16 protein-coding genes are annotated in these 16,830 nt (G+C 55.2%); 7 read left to right on the top strand and 9 right to left on the bottom strand.

Features of this window, described 5'->3' with window-relative positions:
* Positions 1 to 219: 219 nt before the first annotated feature.
* Positions 220 to 783, bottom strand: coding sequence for an alkyl hydroperoxide reductase subunit C (ahpC, locus tag HVZ37_RS06585; RefSeq protein WP_004859485.1), 564 nt, complete (start codon positions 781 to 783; stop codon positions 220 to 222).
* Positions 784 to 1,159: 376 nt separating this feature from the next.
* Between ahpC and dsbG the strand changes: the two genes are divergently transcribed.
* The 3 genes from dsbG (at position 1,160) to HVZ37_RS06570 (ending at position 4,063) form a co-directional block, all read left to right on the top strand.
* Positions 1,160 to 1,906 carry a thiol:disulfide interchange protein DsbG gene (dsbG, locus tag HVZ37_RS06580; RefSeq protein ID WP_043001450.1) on the top strand — a complete coding sequence of 249 codons (747 nt, stop codon included), beginning with the start codon at positions 1,160 to 1,162 and terminating at the stop codon, positions 1,904 to 1,906.
* Positions 1,907 to 2,237: 331 nt separating this feature from the next.
* Positions 2,238 to 3,461: a phosphoadenosine phosphosulfate reductase gene (locus tag HVZ37_RS06575; RefSeq protein WP_043001451.1), complete on the top strand. Its 1,224-nt coding sequence runs from the start codon at positions 2,238 to 2,240 to the stop codon at positions 3,459 to 3,461.
* Entirely contained in the window at positions 3,446 to 4,063 is a 618-nt protein-coding gene (locus HVZ37_RS06570) for a ParB/RepB/Spo0J family partition protein (protein WP_043001452.1), read from the top strand. The genes HVZ37_RS06575 and HVZ37_RS06570 overlap by 16 nt, the downstream gene beginning before the upstream one ends.
* A gap of 48 nt (positions 4,064 to 4,111) precedes the next feature.
* Here HVZ37_RS06570 and HVZ37_RS06565 read toward each other — a convergent pair whose 3' ends face one another.
* The 7 genes from HVZ37_RS06565 to entC form a co-directional block, all read right to left on the bottom strand.
* Positions 4,112 to 4,309: a YbdD/YjiX family protein gene (locus HVZ37_RS06565; protein ID WP_043001453.1), complete on the bottom strand. Its 198-nt coding sequence runs from the start codon at positions 4,307 to 4,309 to the stop codon at positions 4,112 to 4,114.
* Between the two features lie 57 nt (positions 4,310 to 4,366).
* Complete coding sequence (gene cstA / locus HVZ37_RS06560; protein WP_043001454.1) at positions 4,367 to 6,472, bottom strand: pyruvate/proton symporter CstA; 2,106 nt, start codon at positions 6,470 to 6,472, stop codon at positions 4,367 to 4,369.
* 185 nt (positions 6,473 to 6,657) lie between these two features.
* Entirely contained in the window at positions 6,658 to 7,071 is a 414-nt protein-coding gene (gene entH / locus HVZ37_RS06555; protein WP_043001455.1) for a proofreading thioesterase EntH, read from the bottom strand.
* A gap of 2 nt (positions 7,072 to 7,073) precedes the next feature.
* Positions 7,074 to 7,829: a 2,3-dihydro-2,3-dihydroxybenzoate dehydrogenase EntA gene (entA, locus tag HVZ37_RS06550; protein ID WP_109739992.1), complete on the bottom strand. Its 756-nt coding sequence runs from the start codon at positions 7,827 to 7,829 to the stop codon at positions 7,074 to 7,076.
* Positions 7,829 to 8,686, bottom strand: coding sequence for an isochorismatase (locus tag HVZ37_RS06545; protein WP_044266415.1), 858 nt, complete (start codon positions 8,684 to 8,686; stop codon positions 7,829 to 7,831). Before HVZ37_RS06545 ends, entA begins: the two co-directional genes overlap by 1 nt.
* A 13-nt stretch (positions 8,687 to 8,699) precedes the next feature.
* Positions 8,700 to 10,307, bottom strand: a complete 1,608-nt coding sequence (entE, locus tag HVZ37_RS06540; RefSeq protein ID WP_044266418.1) for a (2,3-dihydroxybenzoyl)adenylate synthase EntE — start codon at positions 10,305 to 10,307, stop codon at positions 8,700 to 8,702.
* A gap of 9 nt (positions 10,308 to 10,316) precedes the next feature.
* Positions 10,317 to 11,492: an isochorismate synthase EntC gene (gene entC, locus HVZ37_RS06535; protein WP_044256627.1), complete on the bottom strand. Its 1,176-nt coding sequence runs from the start codon at positions 11,490 to 11,492 to the stop codon at positions 10,317 to 10,319.
* 184 nt (positions 11,493 to 11,676) lie between these two features.
* Here entC and fepB point away from each other — a divergent pair, with 184 nt between their 5' ends.
* A complete protein-coding gene (gene fepB, locus HVZ37_RS06530) occupies positions 11,677 to 12,615 on the top strand; it encodes a Fe2+-enterobactin ABC transporter substrate-binding protein (RefSeq protein WP_061070391.1) in 939 nt (312 codons plus the stop codon).
* Between the two features lie 49 nt (positions 12,616 to 12,664).
* On the opposite strand, the gene entS is transcribed toward fepB, so the two are convergent.
* Positions 12,665 to 13,903 (bottom strand): enterobactin transporter EntS, encoded by a 1,239-nt coding sequence (entS, locus tag HVZ37_RS06525; RefSeq protein ID WP_181628243.1) that lies wholly within the window; start codon positions 13,901 to 13,903, stop codon positions 12,665 to 12,667.
* Positions 13,904 to 14,014: 111 nt separating this feature from the next.
* Here entS and fepD point away from each other — a divergent pair, with 111 nt between their 5' ends.
* From fepD to fepC, 3 genes are read left to right on the top strand one after another with little or no spacing between them, the layout of a single operon-like run.
* Entirely contained in the window at positions 14,015 to 15,019 is a 1,005-nt protein-coding gene (gene fepD, locus HVZ37_RS06520) for a Fe(3+)-siderophore ABC transporter permease (protein WP_044256630.1), read from the top strand.
* Complete coding sequence (gene fepG / locus HVZ37_RS06515) at positions 15,016 to 16,008, top strand: iron-enterobactin ABC transporter permease (protein WP_044266425.1); 993 nt, start codon at positions 15,016 to 15,018, stop codon at positions 16,006 to 16,008. The genes fepD and fepG overlap by 4 nt, the downstream gene beginning before the upstream one ends.
* On the top strand, positions 16,005 to 16,799 hold the full coding sequence (gene fepC / locus HVZ37_RS06510) for an iron-enterobactin ABC transporter ATP-binding protein (protein ID WP_181628242.1): 795 nt from the start codon (positions 16,005 to 16,007) through the stop codon (positions 16,797 to 16,799). Before fepG ends, fepC begins: the two co-directional genes overlap by 4 nt.
* Positions 16,800 to 16,830 lie beyond the last annotated feature (31 nt).

Genomic DNA, 16,830 nt, shown 5'->3' with positions numbered 1-16,830 from the left:
ATCATGCAAGCTGATTTGGCTGAGTCTGCATTAATACAACTTGCGTCATGGTGCTGAATAAAACGGGCACCCATAAGCACCCGTATGTGAGGTAAATTCCCTGTATTCCTTGTCACAGGAAGGCAGCAAGCTTATGAATCCCCGGGAGCTTACATAAGTAAGTGACCGGGATAAGTAAGCGCAGCCAACACACCTGTGGCATGAAAAACGCCGGAATTTTTAGATTTTACCGACCAGATCAAGGGATGGAGCCAGCGTCGCTTCGCCTTCTTTCCACTTAGCCGGGCACACTTCGCCTGGGTGAGAAGCAACATACTGAGCGGCTTTGATTTTACGCAGCAGGTCAGAAGCATCACGGCCGATACCTTCAGCGGTAACTTCGATCGCCTGGATGATACCCTGCGGGTCAACAACGAACGTCGCGCGGTCTGCCAGACCTTCGTCTTCACGCATGTTGTCGAAGTTACGGGTCAGGGCGCCAGTCGGGTCGCCGATCATCGCATATTTGATTTTGGCGATGGTGTCGGAGCTGCTGTGCCATGCTTTGTGGGTAAAGTGGGTGTCGGTAGAGACGGAGTAAACGTCTACGCCCAGCTTCTGCAGTTCTTCGTAATGGTCTGCAACGTCACCCAGTTCGGTCGGGCATACGAAGGTAAAGTCAGCCGGATAGAAGAAGAAGACGCTCCAGCGGCCTTCGGTATCTTTCTCGGTCACTTCGATGAATTCACCGTTTTTGAACGCCTGGTTTTTAAAAGGTTTAATTTTGGTATTAATCAAAGACATCTGTACTTCCTCCATGTTTTCGTTGAGAGATAAGTTACCGAAGATTGACTGACAGGGCTAATGCGTTTCCTTTATCAAATCAATAAGCGTTAGCTAACAAACCTCTCAATTCAACGTTGTGAACGTGCTACGACGCAAAGTAAAAAGGGCCACCTTTGCAGGCAGCCCCGTTACCTGAACTACCCGTGGGTAACTTCAGCGCCAGTGAAACTGGCTATGTGTTGCGCTCTACATTACCTTAACAAAGGCTGTAACAGCGAGAATGATTACACCACCCCACTCCTCAAAGGGCAACGTTCCAGCCTGAGGTCTTATCTATGGCTGTGATAGGTTTCCCCACCGTTCTCGCAATCGCTCTGATTTATAAGGATAAATGATGTTAAAACGTACGCTTTTGCTCTCCCTGCTCCCTCTTTTTGCCTGGGCCGAAGACCTGCCTGCGCCCGTTAAAGCGATAGAAAAACAAGGGATTACCATTATAAAGTCGTTCGATGCGCCCGGCGGGATGAAAGGATATCTTGGGAAATATCAGGATATGGGGGTCACTATCTACCTGACGCCTGATGGCAAGCAGGCCATTTCAGGCTACATGTACAATGAAAAAGGCGAAAACCTGAGCAATCAGTTGATAGAGAAAGAAATCTATGCGCCTGCCGGACGGGAAATGTGGCAGCGCATGGAAAAAGCCGACTGGCTTCTCGATGGCAAAAAAGAGGCTCCGGTGGTGCTGTATGTTTTTGCTGATCCTTTCTGTCCGTACTGCAAACAGTTCTGGCAACAGGCTCGGCCATGGGTGGAGTCCGGCAAAGTCCAATTGCGAACGCTACTCGTCGGCGTCATCAAACCAGAGAGCCCAGCTACCGCTGCTGCCATTCTGGCATCGAACGATCCGGCAAAAACCTGGCATGATTATGAAGCCTCTGGCGGAAAAATGGCACTCACGGTACCCAAAGCGATTTCTCCGGCACACATGAAAATCCTCAATATGAACCAGAAAATCATGGATGATTTAGGCGCAAACGTCACGCCCGCAATTTATTATATGAATAAAGATAACGTTCTTCAGCAGGTCGTTGGCTTGCCTGAAAAAGCGCAACTGGATGCCATGATGACACATCCATAAGTACTACGGGTAATTATATGCCATTAGATATAATTACCCTGAATATTTCTCATAACACGTTGTAAAAATCACTTCGTCATTTAAGCTTTACTTAAGTAACACTCAAACCAGAAAGAAACATTTCTTTGCAAAAACCCTTTGTTTTTAACCACACCAGCTTGTATAGCAAGCATGTAATATCAATTAAAATATATTCAAAACGGATATATGTAAGATAATTTAATTAATTCATTGAATTTATTTAAGTATTGCACACTCCAAAAAAAGTCTTATATTATAGAGGGATATCTATTTCAGGCGAATGACTTTAACGTTTAAGGATAAGCGATACATGTCCGTTTATAAAATATCATTAAACCAAAATGTTCTTGAAGCCGCTGAAGAACGCATCACCTGGACTCTCGAAAATCTTCCCCGCGTATGCGTCTCCTTTTCCGGTGGTAAAGATTCTGGCTTGATGTTACATCTGACGGCCAATATTGCCCGTAAGCTACACAAAAAAATCAATGTGTTGTTCATTGACTGGGAAGCGCAATTTTCCTGTACCATTAGCTATATTACCGCGCTGCGCGAAATGTATGCCGATGTCATCGACCATTTCTATTGGGTTGCCCTTCCGCTCACCACCCAAAACTCACTCTCACAGTTTCAGCCTGAATGGCAGTGTTGGGAACCCAATGCCCAGTGGGTTCGTCAACCGCCGCCAGACGCCATCACCGATCCGGGTTATTTTCCCTTCTATCAATCCGGCATGACCTTCGAACAGTTTGTACGTGAATTTGCCGACTGGTTTTCGAATAAACGCCCGGCAGCGATGATGATCGGGATTCGGGCCGATGAATCCTATAACCGTTTTGTGGCAATCGCCAGTTTACGTAAACAGCGTTTTGCCGATGACAAACCCTGGACGACCGCTGCACCAGGCGGACATACCTGGTATATCTATCCATTGTATGACTGGAAAACAGCCGATATCTGGACCTGGTTTGGTCGCACCAATTTGCCCTGTAATCCGCTCTACAACCTGATGTATCAGGCCGGTGTTCCGGCCCGTTACATGCGTATTTGTGAACCATTTGGCCCTGAACAGCGCCAGGGATTATGGCTCTATCATGTTGTTGAACCGGAAAGATGGGCCGCGATGTGCGAGCGCGTGAGTGGCGTCAGGAGCGGCGGGATCTACGCCGGGCAGGATAATCACTTCTATGGCCATCGAAAAATTCTCAAGCCCGATCACTTGAGCTGGCAGGACTACGCCATGCTGTTACTGCTCAGCATGCCCATCTCCACGGCAGAGCATTACCGCAACAAAATCGCCGTCTATTTACAGTGGTACAAGAAAAACGGCCTCGGAGAGATCCCGCAAACGCAGACGGGTGATATCGGTTCGAAAGATATCCCCTCCTGGCGACGCATCTGCAAAGTGTTATTGAACAATGATTACTGGTGTCGGGCGCTCTCTTTCAGTCCAACTAAACCGAAAAGTTACCAGCGTTATAGCGAACGCATGAAAGCGAAACGCAAGGAATGGGGAATTTTATGCAACAACGATTAACTCAGGACCTCCTTAGCTATCTTTCTGGCTTATCTGATGACGAAAGAATTAAAGCCATCAATGAGTTCAGAAAGGCGATTCACAGCGTCAGTCCATTTCGCAACGAGCCGGTTGACTGTGTGCTATGGATAAAAAACGATCGCATTTCGCCTAACGATTACAATCCTAATAACGTCGCACCACCGGAGAAAAAGCTGCTGCTGAAATCCATTGAGGCGGATGGCTTTACCCAACCCATTGTTGCCACCCAATCCAGTCCGGAAGAGTATGAGATCGTCGACGGTTTTCACCGCCATGAACTGGGGAAAAGCAAAGCCTCGCTTAAATCCCGTCTCAAAGGCTATTTACCCATTACTTGTCTGGAAGGGGAGCGGCATGACCGCATGGCAGCAACTATTCGCCATAACCGTGCTCGTGGCCGTCATCAGATCCACGCGATGTCAGAGATCGTACGTGAACTGGCATTACTGGGATGGGAAGACGAAAAAATCGGTAAGGAACTGGGGATGGACGAGGACGAAGTCCTGCGCCTGAAACAGATCAACGGTCTTCAGGAGCTGTTTGCCAGTCGTCGGTTTTCAAAAGCGTGGACGGTGAAATAACCTGATTATGCCGGATGACGTGCTTATCCGGCCCGAAGATCCTTGAGTTCAACAGCAGCGCGCCCCGCCCTTTCCGCCATAGCGCGCATCCTGACGCTCACGGAAAAACTCCTCATAGGTCATAGGCGTCTGATCCGGATGGGTGATCCGCATATGCTCGACATAGTTATCATAGTCCGGCACGCCAATCATGAGTTTCGCGGCCTGGCCCAGATATTTCCCGGCTTTCGAAAGCGTATCAAACATCATTACCACCTGTCAGAAAATCCCCTCTCCCGATCGGGAGAGGGGCATAATTACACGTTAGTGTGCGCCTTTGGCCTGCGCAACGATCTCTTCCACATTTTCCGGCATCGGCTCATACGGCGTCTCTTTTGCCGTCGGCTTGTCCTCTTTGAGAGCGGCGAGCGCCGTCTTAATGGAGAACAGTGCCAGTACCACGACCACTACCATGAAGAAGATAGTCAGGCCCGCATCCAGACGGTTGTTAAACACCAGTTGCGCCAGTTGCGATTCCGTGTACTGCGGCGGGATATTGCCGCTGTCGATCATCGCCTGGAACTTATTGGCAATCGCCAGGAAGCCCACTTTTGTATCCGGGCTGAAGGATTTCTGCCAGCCCGCCGTCAGGGTACAAATCAGCAACCATGCAGTCGGCACCAACGCCACCCACGCATAACGCTGACGTTTCATCTTGAACAGGACAACCGCGCAGAGCATCAGTGCCATACCTGCCAGCATCTGGTTAGCGATACCAAACAGCGGCCACAGGGTGTTAATGCCGCCTAACGGATCCACCACGCCCTGATGCAGGAAGTAGCCCCACGCCAGCACGCACAGTGCGGTCGCCAGCAGGTTGGCAGGCAATGAGTCCGTACGTTTAAGGCCTGGAGAAACGACACCCAGCAGATCCTGCAACATGAAGCGCGCGGCACGCGTCCCCGCATCGACCGCCGTCAGAATAAACAGCGCTTCGAACAGAATGGCGAAGTGATACCAGAAGGCCACATCCATCATCCCACCCAGCGCGCCGTGCAGGATATAGGCCATCCCCACCGCCAGCGTAGGCGCACCACCCGCACGGGAGATAATCGACTGCTCACCCACCTCGTTAGCAATCTGATGCAGCGTGTCCGGCGTAATCGCAAAGCCCCAACTGCTGACCACCTGAGCGGCAGACGCCACCACATCCGCTGTGCCGGCAGGCGCCAGCACGGCCATTGGGCTGTTCATAGCGAAGTAGACGCCCGGATCGATGATGCAGGCAGAAACCAGCGCCATGATGGCGACAAACGATTCCATCAGCATACCGCCGTAGCCAATGAAGCAAGCCTGACCTTCGTTTGCCAGCATCTTCGGCGTCGTGCCGGAGGAGATCAGCGCGTGGAAACCCGAAACGGCGCCACAGGCGATAGTGATAAACAGGAACGGGAACAGGTTACCTGTCCACACCGGCCCGGTACCATCGACGAATTTAGTCAGCGCAGGCATCGTCAGCGTTGGACGCATGATCAAAATGCCAACCGCCAGACCAACAATGGTCCCGATTTTCAGGAAGGTCGAGAGGTAGTCACGCGGCGCCAGCAGCAGCCACACCGGCAATACCGCCGCCACGAAGCCGTAACCCACCAGCATCCAGGTTAACTGAACCCCAGTGAAGTCAAAGTACGGCGCCCAGGTAGGACTTTCCGCGACCCAGCCGCCGGAAATAATCGCAAACACGAGGAACACCAGACCGATAACCGACACTTCGCCGATACGACCCGGACGCAGATAGCGCAGATAGATCCCCATAAAGATCGCCAGCGGAATCGTAAACGCGACGGTGTAGGTTCCCCACGGACTGTGGGTCAGCGCTTTCACCACGATCATCGCCAGCACCGCAAGGATAATCACCATGATCATGAAGCAGGCCACCAGCGCAATCACCCCTGCGGTTGGGCCCATCTCTTCTTTGACCAGTTCACCCAGCGAGCGGCCATCGCGACGCGTCGACACGAAGAGCACCATGAAATCCTGTACCGCCCCGGCTAAAACCACGCCAGCCAGCAGCCAAATCATGCCCGGCAAATAGCCCATTTGCGCCGCCAGAACCGGCCCGACTAACGGACCCGCGCCAGCAATCGCCGCAAAATGGTGACCAAACAAGACTTTTTTATCGGTGGGGACGTAGTCGAGCCCGTCGTTATGGCGTACTGCAGGCGTCATCCGCGTCGGGTCAACCGCCAGCACATTTTTGGCGATGTACAGACCGTAAAAACGATAGGCAATGAGATAGACACAGACCGACGCCACGACTATCCACAGTGCGTTGATCTGTTCCCCACGGTTTAGCGCAATATAACCCAGAGCAAAGGCACCCATTACCGAGAGCACTGTCCAGATGAGGTATTTCCCTGATTTATTCATGGTTGTTATCCGTTTGCGTGTTCCAGAGAAGAGAGATGTTACATTTTGTTTCTATAACATCTTTTCTGGTTTTAACAACCTGACAACCCAATAAACCTGAAGTATCACCGACTATTTACATTGCATTGTTAACTGGATCACTCCATTCACCCGTTAACGCTGCAATCACATAACATTAAGCGTGCTCAGCCCAACACTGCGGTTCCCAGTCGGCAAGTACAGCAACGCCGCCCTTGCTCATCAAACACCACGATTTCCCAGCTCTGGCTTTGACGCCCCAGATGCAGCGGCTGGCAGACACCGCGCACCTTACCCTGCGAAACCGCCCGGTGATGAGTGGCATTCAGTTCTGTCCCAACCACGCATTGCCCGTCGCGGGTCATCAGATAACCCGCCATTGAGCCTAACGTTTCGGCCAGCGCCGCTGAGGCTCCGCCGTGCAGTAAACCAAAGGGCTGGTGTGTGCGGGTATCCACCGGCATTTCGGCTTCCAGCACGTCGTCACCAAGTCGGGTATAGATAATACCCAGATGCGCCACCATCGTGTTCTGACTGGTGGCGTTCAGTTCATCAAGCGTGAAATGACGTTTCCAGATCATCGTTACGCTCCCAGCGTGGAGCCGCCGTCCACCACGATGTCCTGCAACGTAATGTGGCTGGCCAGATCGGAGGCAAGGAACAGAATGGTGTTAGCGATCTCCTGCGGTCGGGCAATTTTGCCTAAAGGAATACCGAGCTTAAACTGCTCGCCAAAGCCGCGAATGCGCTGCTGTTCCGCATCATCACTGACCCACAGCGTGCGCTGCATGTCAGTATCCGTTGATCCTGGCGACACCAGATTACAGCGCACTCCGCTGCCCGCCAGTTCCAGCCCGACGGTCAGCGCCAGACTTTTCAGCGCCGCCTTCGACGCCCCATAGGCGCTCATGCCTATACGTGGCGTATGCGCGGCGTCTGAAGCCACGGTCACTATCGCCCCACCCCGCTGATGGCGAAACTGCGCCATCGTCTGCTGGAACAGATTAAAAGCACCACCAACGTTAACTGCAAACGTCTGCTGCCAGTCGTGCGGACTCAGCGCGTCGGTCGCGCCCATGCGTAAAATCCCGGCAGCATTCACCAGCACGTCCAGCCGGTCGGTTTGCACCAGCAGGCGCTGACAAACCTCAGCTACCTGTCCGGCATCCGCCACATCCATCACTTCGGTAACAAACGGGTAATCCTGCAAAGCGAACTCACGATCGAAGCCCGTGACCTGTGCTCCGGCCTCAACAAACGCCAGCGCCGTGGCATAACCAATGCCTTTACCTGCGCCGGTGACCCACACCGTTTTGCCGTGAAAATCGAATCCAGCCATCAGCGCACCTCGCGAGAGAGTAGCGCCCACCAGGCATCAATGGTCGGGTTTTTCGCCAGCATCACGAAGTCGATATCACCATGCACTTTCCGCCAGCGTGCTGCCAGCGCCATCATCCGTACCGAGTCGAGACCGTAATCGATCAGGTTCTCGTCATCCATCGGTTCATCGGACTCATCGAGCAGCGGTAAAATCAGCGCGCGCAGTTCATCTTTGCTGGTTGGTACCGGCGCGGGCAACAACTCCTGAGTCATTACGACGCGACCTGAACGTCCCGCAACATACTTCAGCGACATCAGGTGTTCTTCACGGCTAAAGTCGGCCAGCGCGTCCGCTACCATGAACGGCTTGATATCGCGCATAAAAGCGTCCGTCGCGGTGGTCATGCAACCAATGTGTGCATATACCCCGGTGATAATAAGCTGATCGCGACCGGTTTCTTTCAGCATCAGTTCCAGCGGCGAACGGTGAAACGCGCTGTAACGCCATTTCACCAGTACATTATCGGCTTCATCCGGCGCCAGCGCGGCAACCACTTTTTGCTGCTCTGGTGAGCGTGTCAGTCCGGGCCCCCACATGTCGTTAAGCAGGGCACGATCTTCATCGCTCTGATCTTTCGGCTGTGCGGTGTAATAAACCGGAATATTATGGGCTTTACAGTAGTTGCGCAGCGCGGCGATATTGGCGATCACCTGTTCCATCATCGGACAGTTTTCACCCCAGAAGCTGACGAAGTAGTCCTGCATATCGTGGATCAGCAGCGCTGCACGGTCCGGCTCGAACGTCCAGTTGACCTTATTGACCGGAATATCGAGCGCGGTTGGCAGCGCGTAAGCCTGCAGTTTAGGAATTGCCATTGCGTGTTCTCCTTCAGGCCGAACGTGTTGCCAGCCACTGACGTAATTGTTTTTTATCGACTTTACCCACCGGGGTCAAAGGCAGCGACTCAACGGTTTCCACCCGGTCCGGTAACTTGAATTCAGCGACGCCCTGCTCACGCAGAAAGCGGCGCACCTGTACCGCGCGCAGCGGTTCTTTCACCACCAGATACGCGCAGCTTTTCTCCCCCAGCAGCTCGTCTTCCATACTGACCAGCGCCGCATGGATCACCGCCTGATGACGCAGTAACAGGTTTTCGATCTCTTCCGCGGCAATCTTCTCGCCGCCACGGTTGATCTGATCTTTCTCTCGTCCCTGAACGGTGATGTAGCCATCCTCGTCGATGGCGATCAGATCGCCTGAGCAGTAAAAACCGTTGTCGTCAAATGCGCTGGCGTTATGCTGCGGGCTTTTGTAATAACCGCGGAAGGTATAGGGACCACGCGTCATTAGCCGTCCCGTTTCCCCTTGTGGCAGCGGGTTGCCGTCGGCATCTGCCACCCACACTTCATCATCCGGACACATCGGACGCCCCTGGGTATTGATTACCCGCTCCGGGCTGTCGTCAAGACGGGTATAGTTCACTAAACCTTCCGCCATGCCGAAAACCTGCTGCAACTGGCAGCCGATTTCGGCTGGGATCCGCGCCGCCAGGGATGCAGAGAGGCGCGCACCACCAACCTGCAACAGCTTCAGCGAAGCCAGCTGCGCATTGCTGCCCCATTCATTAATCGCCTGTAACCACAGGCTGACCGCTGGCGGCACCAGCGCCGTCGCGTTGATCTGATGTTTTTCAATCAGCGGGAAGCACAGCGTGGCGCTCGGGTCCGCGGCCAGTACGACCGTTCCCCCCGCCAGAAATACGCCCAGCGATCCGGGTGAACTCATGGCGTAGTTATGCGCAGCAGGGATGGCGCATAAAAAACGCGTATCGGCGGTGAAGTGACAGATTTCATTACTACGACGCACGCTGTAGTAATAGTCGTTGTGGGTTCGCGGGATCAGCTTCGGCGTCCCGGTCGTGCCGCCAGAGAGCTGGAAGTACGCCACCTCATCCGCAGGCGATGGCGTAGCAGTAAACGCGTCTGCCGGCTGGTTTATCGCCGCTTGCAGGCAGTGCTCGCCACTGTCATTGAGCAGATGCACCACGCGAATAGAATTATGCTGAGCAATAAACGTATTCAGAAAATCATTGTCGGCAAACAGCGCGTGCTGACGATCGGCAATCAGCAGCGCGGGCTCGATCTGCGTCGTATACGCGGTAAGTTCGGTGCGTTGATGACTGAACAGCGCAAGCACGGGCGCGACGCCAAGCTTCAGCAGCGCAAAGAACGTGATATACAACTCCGCCACGTTGCCCAGTTGTACCAGCGCGGTTTCGCCGGATTTGATCCCCTGACGGCGCAGCGTACAGGCGAGGTTATCCACCGCCTGGTTCAGTTCACGATAGCTCAACTGGCGCTCACCCTCGATGACCGCCGTATGGTCGCTTTCTGCATGGCGGGTCAAAATATCCGTCAGCGGCAGATCCTGCCAGTAGCCTTTTTCGCGGTACCGACGGGCAAATTCGTCAGGCCACCGGGTGAAAGGAATGCTCATCATCGCTCCTTAATGCAATCCAAAAACGTTCAACATGGTGGAAAGTTTGACGCCGGTTTCACGCCATTCCCCCACCGGTGAAGAGGCCGGGACGATCCCTGCGCCTGCAAACAGACGCACCTGGTTTTTCCGTAATGTCGCGCAGCGGATGGTCACCACCCACTCTCCGTTGCCTTCGGCGTCACACCAGCCGACGATGCCACCAAACAGTTCGCGATCAAACGGCTCCAGTTCGGCAATCAGTTGTTTTGCCACCTGATGCGGGAAACCGCTCAACGCCGGCGTCGGATGTAGCAGACAAGCCAGCGTCAGGGCGTTTTCTCCGGCATTGGCTGTGCCTTCAAACGGCGTGCCGAGGTGCCAGAGCGTGGGCGTGGTGATGAGCTGCGGTGAAGACGGTAGTTGTAGATCCTGACAGCGATCGCGCAGTACGGTTTTCATCGCCTGCGTAACCAGCTCATGTTCATGGCGATCTTTTTCAGAGGCCAGCAGGCGGTTTCCGGCTTCCCGATCCAGCACGTCATCAGGCTGACGGCGCGCGGAGCCCGCCAGCGGCAGCGAGCTGAAGCGATCGCCTTCTTTGCGCAGCAACAATTCTGGGCTCGCGCCGAGCAAAATGCCGCCATCGCGCAGTGGGACATGGAAGTTGTAACTAACCGGGTTTTGCGCCACCAGACGTTCCAGCAGCGCACCGCTGTTGATCTCAGCGTCGGTGGTGATGTCAATCAGTCGTGACAGCACCACTTTGTCGACTTCAGGCGTCGCTGTCAGCGCAGCGGCGCGCGCGACCATCGCTTCGAACGTCTCCTGCTCGGGAATCGCGTTACGCGCCGTGACGTTGAGTGTTTGATGATCGGTAAAGTAACGTGATGATCGCTGCTTTTCCTGACGAGAAAAGGTCTGCCAGCGCTGAGGAATAAACAGCGACGATGGCTGGCGAGTATCGAACGGAATCGCCCCCACCATAACCGGGTTTGCGATACCCTGCGCTTTGGCATCGGTGAACAGTGTGTGTAATTTTTGTTGGAAGGGGCTGTCTGGCGAATCACCGTTAATGGCGGGTTCATCGAAGCGGGCGAAGCATCCTGACGTCGTGAAACTCCGATACGGCGACATAAAGAAAAAACGCTGGGGTGCAAGTGTTGCCATGGTCTGCTGAACTTCCTCGGCCAAAGACGTATCCATATGATCCTCCAAAAATGATAAAGGTTTTAATAATGATTATCATTTATATTTTCGGGCGCTAACCTAAAAGCAAACAGGCGACATGTCAACTCTTGAGGTAGCACAAAGTGCGACTAACGCTTGCATCCCTTACGCTTAATAATGAAAATGAGAAGCATTAATAACTCAGCACAGGAACTGATTTGTGAGACTGCCTTCCCTGCTCGTTACGCTCTTCGTTTTCGGATTCTCCTCAGCTCATGCGGCGGACTGGCCGCGTCAGGTGACCGACATTCGCGGCAACCATACGCTGGAACGCAAACCTGAACGCATCGTCTCTACCAGCGTCACGCTGACCGGTTCATTACTGGCGATTGATGCACCGGTGGTTGCCAGCGGGGCGACAACCCCCAATAACCGCGTGGCTGACGATCAGGGTTTCTTACGTCAGTGGGGCGACGTGGCAAAAGCACGCAAGTTGACGCGCCTGTATATTGGTGAACCGAACGCCGAAGCGGTGGCAGCACAAATGCCCGATCTCATTCTGATTAGCGCGACCGGCGGCGACTCCGCCCTGGCGCTGTACGATCAGCTCTCGCCTATTGCCCCGACGCTTATCATCAATTACGACGATAAAAGCTGGCAGTCGCTGCTGACGCAGTTGGGCGAGATTACCGGCCAGGAGAAACAGGCCTCCGCACGTATTGCCGAATTTGATAAGCAGCTAACCATCGTTAAGCAGCAGTTGACGTTGCCGCCACAACCGGTGAGCGCGCTGGTCTACACCGCCGCCGCCCACAGAGCCAATCTGTGGACGCCAGAGTCTGCGCAGGGAAAAATGCTGGAGCAACTCGGCTTTACGCTGGCAACGTTGCCTGGCGGGCTGCAGCCCAGCCAAAGCCAGGGGAAACGTCACGATATCATTCAGCTTGGCGGTGAAAATCTGGCGGCCGGACTGAACGGCGAGGCGCTGTTCCTGTTTGCCGGTGACGAGAAAGATGAGCAGGCGATCTACGCCAACCCACTGCTGGCGCACCTGCCTGCAGTACAGAACAAGCGCGTCTACGCCCTGGGCACCGAGTCTTTCCGTCTGGATTATTACAGCGCGATGCAGGTGTTAAACCGTCTCGCCACACTGTTTTAATTGTCATTGCCGGATGGCGGCGATAACGCGTTATCCGGCCAGTCTCACACTAAGCGGGTTCCGGCGGCGTCTGCCGGAATCGACGTAATTCACTGAGTAACAGCAGCAGTAGTAGTCCCACAACCACCAGACCAAAGCCGCTAACGCTCGCCGAAGCCACCGGTGTCATGATCGCTCCCAGACCGCCTAATAACGCCGCACCAATGGCGTCCCCGGTGACGTTTTGCGCCGTCCACAACCCGTTGATGCGCCCTAACATATTTTCCGGCGTCTGCGTTTGCAGCATCGTGTACTGTAACAGCGAACTGATGGCGCTCAGCCAACCAAACAGTGCGAGACACACCACGCCTAACGCCCAGACGGGCATCAGGGCAAACAGGCCAATCGCCAGAAACGACCCGATGGTCGTGGCCAGCATAATTAACCCCGGACGCAGGCTGTGCGCCAGTTTCCCGCTGGTGAGCGCGCCAACCGCCGCCCCAAGCGGGATGGCGGCGTACAACATGCCAATCTGCGCCGCTGACATCTGCCAGCTAATCGCCAGTGCCGGATAGAGTACGCGCACAGCGCTTGCCATCGTCATCAAGCCGCCGAGCAGCGCAATACCGCCGACAAGCGGACTGGCAAGCAGGAAGCGAAACGCCGCGAGTAGCGATTTCAGCGGATGTTCACGCGGCTGTGGCGGTGGCGGCAGTGCCGGAAGACTCAATAGCGGCAGTAAGGTGATAAAGGTACCTGCCGCCGCCAGACCGAAGTTCCAGGCCACACCGCCGGTGGCGAGCAACAGCCCACCCAGCATGGGCGAAATCACCGAGCCCAGACGCACGGTCAGCATGGTAATCGCCCCTGCCTGCATCAGGTTTTCACGCCCCACCAGCGCAGGCGTCGCCGCCAGCAATGCCGTCACGCCCAGCGAGGCAAAAAAGCCGTCCCACAGACCCAGCAGATAAATGGCAATCAACGAAGGCTCCGGCAGCATGGCGTTCAGGCATAAACCGATGAAGCCAATACCGCAGGTACCGCGCGCAAGCAGGATCACTTTTTTACGTTCATAGCGATCGGCGAGGACGCCACCGACCATCAGCCCGACAAACATCGCGCTGCCGGTCAGCGTTACCGAAAGCCCCACCTGCCAGGTGGAATGCGTCATCATCTGGATCTGTACGGGTACCGCGACGCCGAGCAGTCCGAGCGAAACAATAGAGATAAAACGGGCCAGGAAGACCGCGCGAAATGCCGGGTGTGTCTTCAGCAAACTGAGGTTCAGCAGCCAGGATTGTCGATTCATTACAACGCCTTAATGCGATCTTTTTTTCATTATCCATTCAATGGCTGCACATGCTAACATAATCAAATAAGATCGATAACGATAATTACTATCATTATCAGGGAAGTTGATATGTCATGTTCTGTTTCCGTGACGCGTGCCCTTGCCGTGCCCGGATTGTTGTTATTACTGGTTATTGCCACGGCATTAAGTCTGACCATCGGTGCAAAATCCTTACCCGTCTCCGTGGTGATGGAAGCGCTCACCGGCACCTGTCAAAGTGCCGATTGCACTATCGTGCTGGACGCCCGCCTGCCGCGAACGCTGGCAGGATTGCTGGCCGGAGGCGCGCTGGGACTCGCCGGGGCGTTAATGCAAACGCTCACCCGCAATCCGCTGGCCGATCCTGGGCTGCTTGGCGTCAATGCCGGAGCCAGTTTTGCCATCGTGCTGGGGGCAGCGCTGTTCGGCTTTTCCACACCGCAGGAACAACTGGTGATGGCCTTTATCGGCGCGCTGGTGGCGTCACTGATTGTGGCGTTTACGGGCAGTCAGGGTGGCGGTCAGTTGAGCCCGGTGCGTCTGACGCTGGCGGGCGTCGCGCTCGCCGCGGTTCTGGAAGGTCTCACCAGCGGTATTTCCCTGCTGAATCCTGACGTCTACGATCAGCTTCGTTACTGGCAGGCCGGTTCACTGGATATCCGCAATCTGCAAACCCTCAAGGTGGTTATTCTGCCGGTGCTGATAGCCGGTACCACTGCGCTGATGCTCAGTCGGGCATTGAACAGCCTGAGTCTGGGAAGTGATACCGCCACCGCGCTTGGTAGCAAAGTCGCGCGTACGCAACTGATTGGTCTGTTAGCCATCACCGTCCTGTGCGGGAGCGCCACGGCGATTGTTGGGCCGATTGCGTTTATCGGCCTGATGATGCCGCATATGTCGCGCTGGCTGGTTGGTGCCGACCACCGTTGGTCGCTCCCGGTGACGCTTATCGCCACGCCTGTTCTGTTGCTTTTTGCCGATATCATTGGCCGCCTGATTGTTCCTGGCGAGCTGCGCGTGTCAGTCGTGAGCGCCTTTATTGGCGCTCCGGTGCTGATCTTTCTGGTTCGTCGTCGTCCGCGAGGTGCCGCATGATGTACGTATCGCGTCGTCTGCTGATCGCGTGCCTGCTGCTGACGGTTGGCTGCCTGAGCTTCGCACTCTGGGGTCTGCGCAGTGGCGCAGTGACACTGGAAACCTCGCAAATTATTGCTGCTTTTACCGGCGATGCGCCGCGCAGCCTGACGATGATAGTGACCGAGTGGCGCTTGCCACGCGTGTTGATGGCACTGTTGATTGGCGCGGCACTCGGCGTCAGTGGAGCAATTTTTCAGTCCCTGATGCGTAACCCGCTCGGCAGCCCTGACGTGATGGGCTTTAACACCGGCGCCTGGAGCGGCGTACTGATCGCGATGGTGCTGTTTGGCCAGCATCTGACGGCTATCGCACTCGCAGCGATGGCTGGCGGGATTCTGACGTCACTGGTGGTCTGGCTGCTGGCCTGGCGCAACGGTATTGAAACCTTCCGCCTGATCATTATCGGCATCGGCATTCGTGCCATGCTGTTTGCGTTTAACACCTGGCTGTTGTTGAAGGCTTCGCTGGACACGGCACTGGCTGCCGGATTGTGGAATGCCGGATCGCTTAACGGTTTGACCTGGGCGAAAACCTGGCCCTCCGCGCCGATCATTATGCTCATGCTGGCAGGCGCCGCACTGCTGGTACGGCGCATGCGTCTGCTGGAAATGGGGGATGACAGCGCCTGCGCGTTGGGAGTCAGCGTAGAGCGCTCGCGGCTCGCCATGATGCTGGTCGCCGTGGTGTTAACCGCAGCCGCCACTGCGCTGGCCGGGCCGATTTCCTTTATTGCGCTGGTTGCCCCACATATCGCCCGTCGCCTGAGCGGCACCGCGCGTTGGGGATTAACCCAGGCCGCGCTCTGCGGCGCACTGTTACTGCTGGCAGCCGATTTGTGCGCACAGCAACTGTTTATGCCTTATCAGCTTCCGGTGGGTGTCGTCACCGTGAGTATCGGCGGTATTTACCTTATCGCCTTGTTAATTCAGGAGTCCCGCAAAAAATGACCGAATCAGTAGCCCGTTTGCGTGGCGACCAGTTAACGCTGGGTTATGGAAAGTTCACCGTTGCCGAAGACCTCAACGTCACTATTCCCGATGGTCATTTCACGGCCATAATCGGACCCAATGGCTGCGGGAAATCGACGCTGTTGCGGACTCTCAGTCGGCTGATGACCCCGGCAAACGGTCACGTCTGGCTGGACGGCGAGCCGATTCAGCGCTATCCCAGCAAAGAGGTCGCTCGCCGCATCGGATTGCTGGCGCAAAATGCCACGACGCCGGGCGATATCACCGTGCAGGAACTGGTGGCGCGTGGGCGCTATCCGCATCAGCCGCTGTTTACCCGTTGGCGCAAAGAAGATGAAAATGCCGTGACGCAGGCCATGCGCGCCACTGGTATTACGCATCTGGCCGGGCAAAGTGTGGATACGCTATCCGGTGGTCAGCGTCAGCGCGCGTGGATAGCGATGGTTCTGGCGCAGGAAACGTCAATCATGCTGCTCGATGAACCGACTACCTGGCTGGATATCAGTCATCAGATTGATTTGCTGGAATTACTGAGCGAACTGAATCGCGAGAAAGGCTACACCCTCGCCGCCGTGCTGCATGACCTCAACCAGGCCTGTCGCTATGCCACTCATTTGATCGCGCTGCGTGAAGGAAAAATTGTCGCAGAGGGCGCGCCGAAGGAAATTGTCACCGCAGAATTAATTGAGAAAATCTATGGGCTGCGTTGCATGATTATCGACGACCCGGTTGCGGGCACACCGTTGGTGGTGCCACTGGGCCGCCGTTAACCGCTGGCCGGAAGGCGCAGAACCTTCCGGT

Source organism: Citrobacter sp. RHB35-C17 (assembly GCF_013816795.1).
GTDB lineage: Bacteria > Pseudomonadota > Gammaproteobacteria > Enterobacterales > Enterobacteriaceae > Citrobacter_A > Citrobacter_A amalonaticus.
Note: the sequence above shows the minus strand (reverse complement) of the source record. Positions and strands in the feature narration are given on the sequence as shown.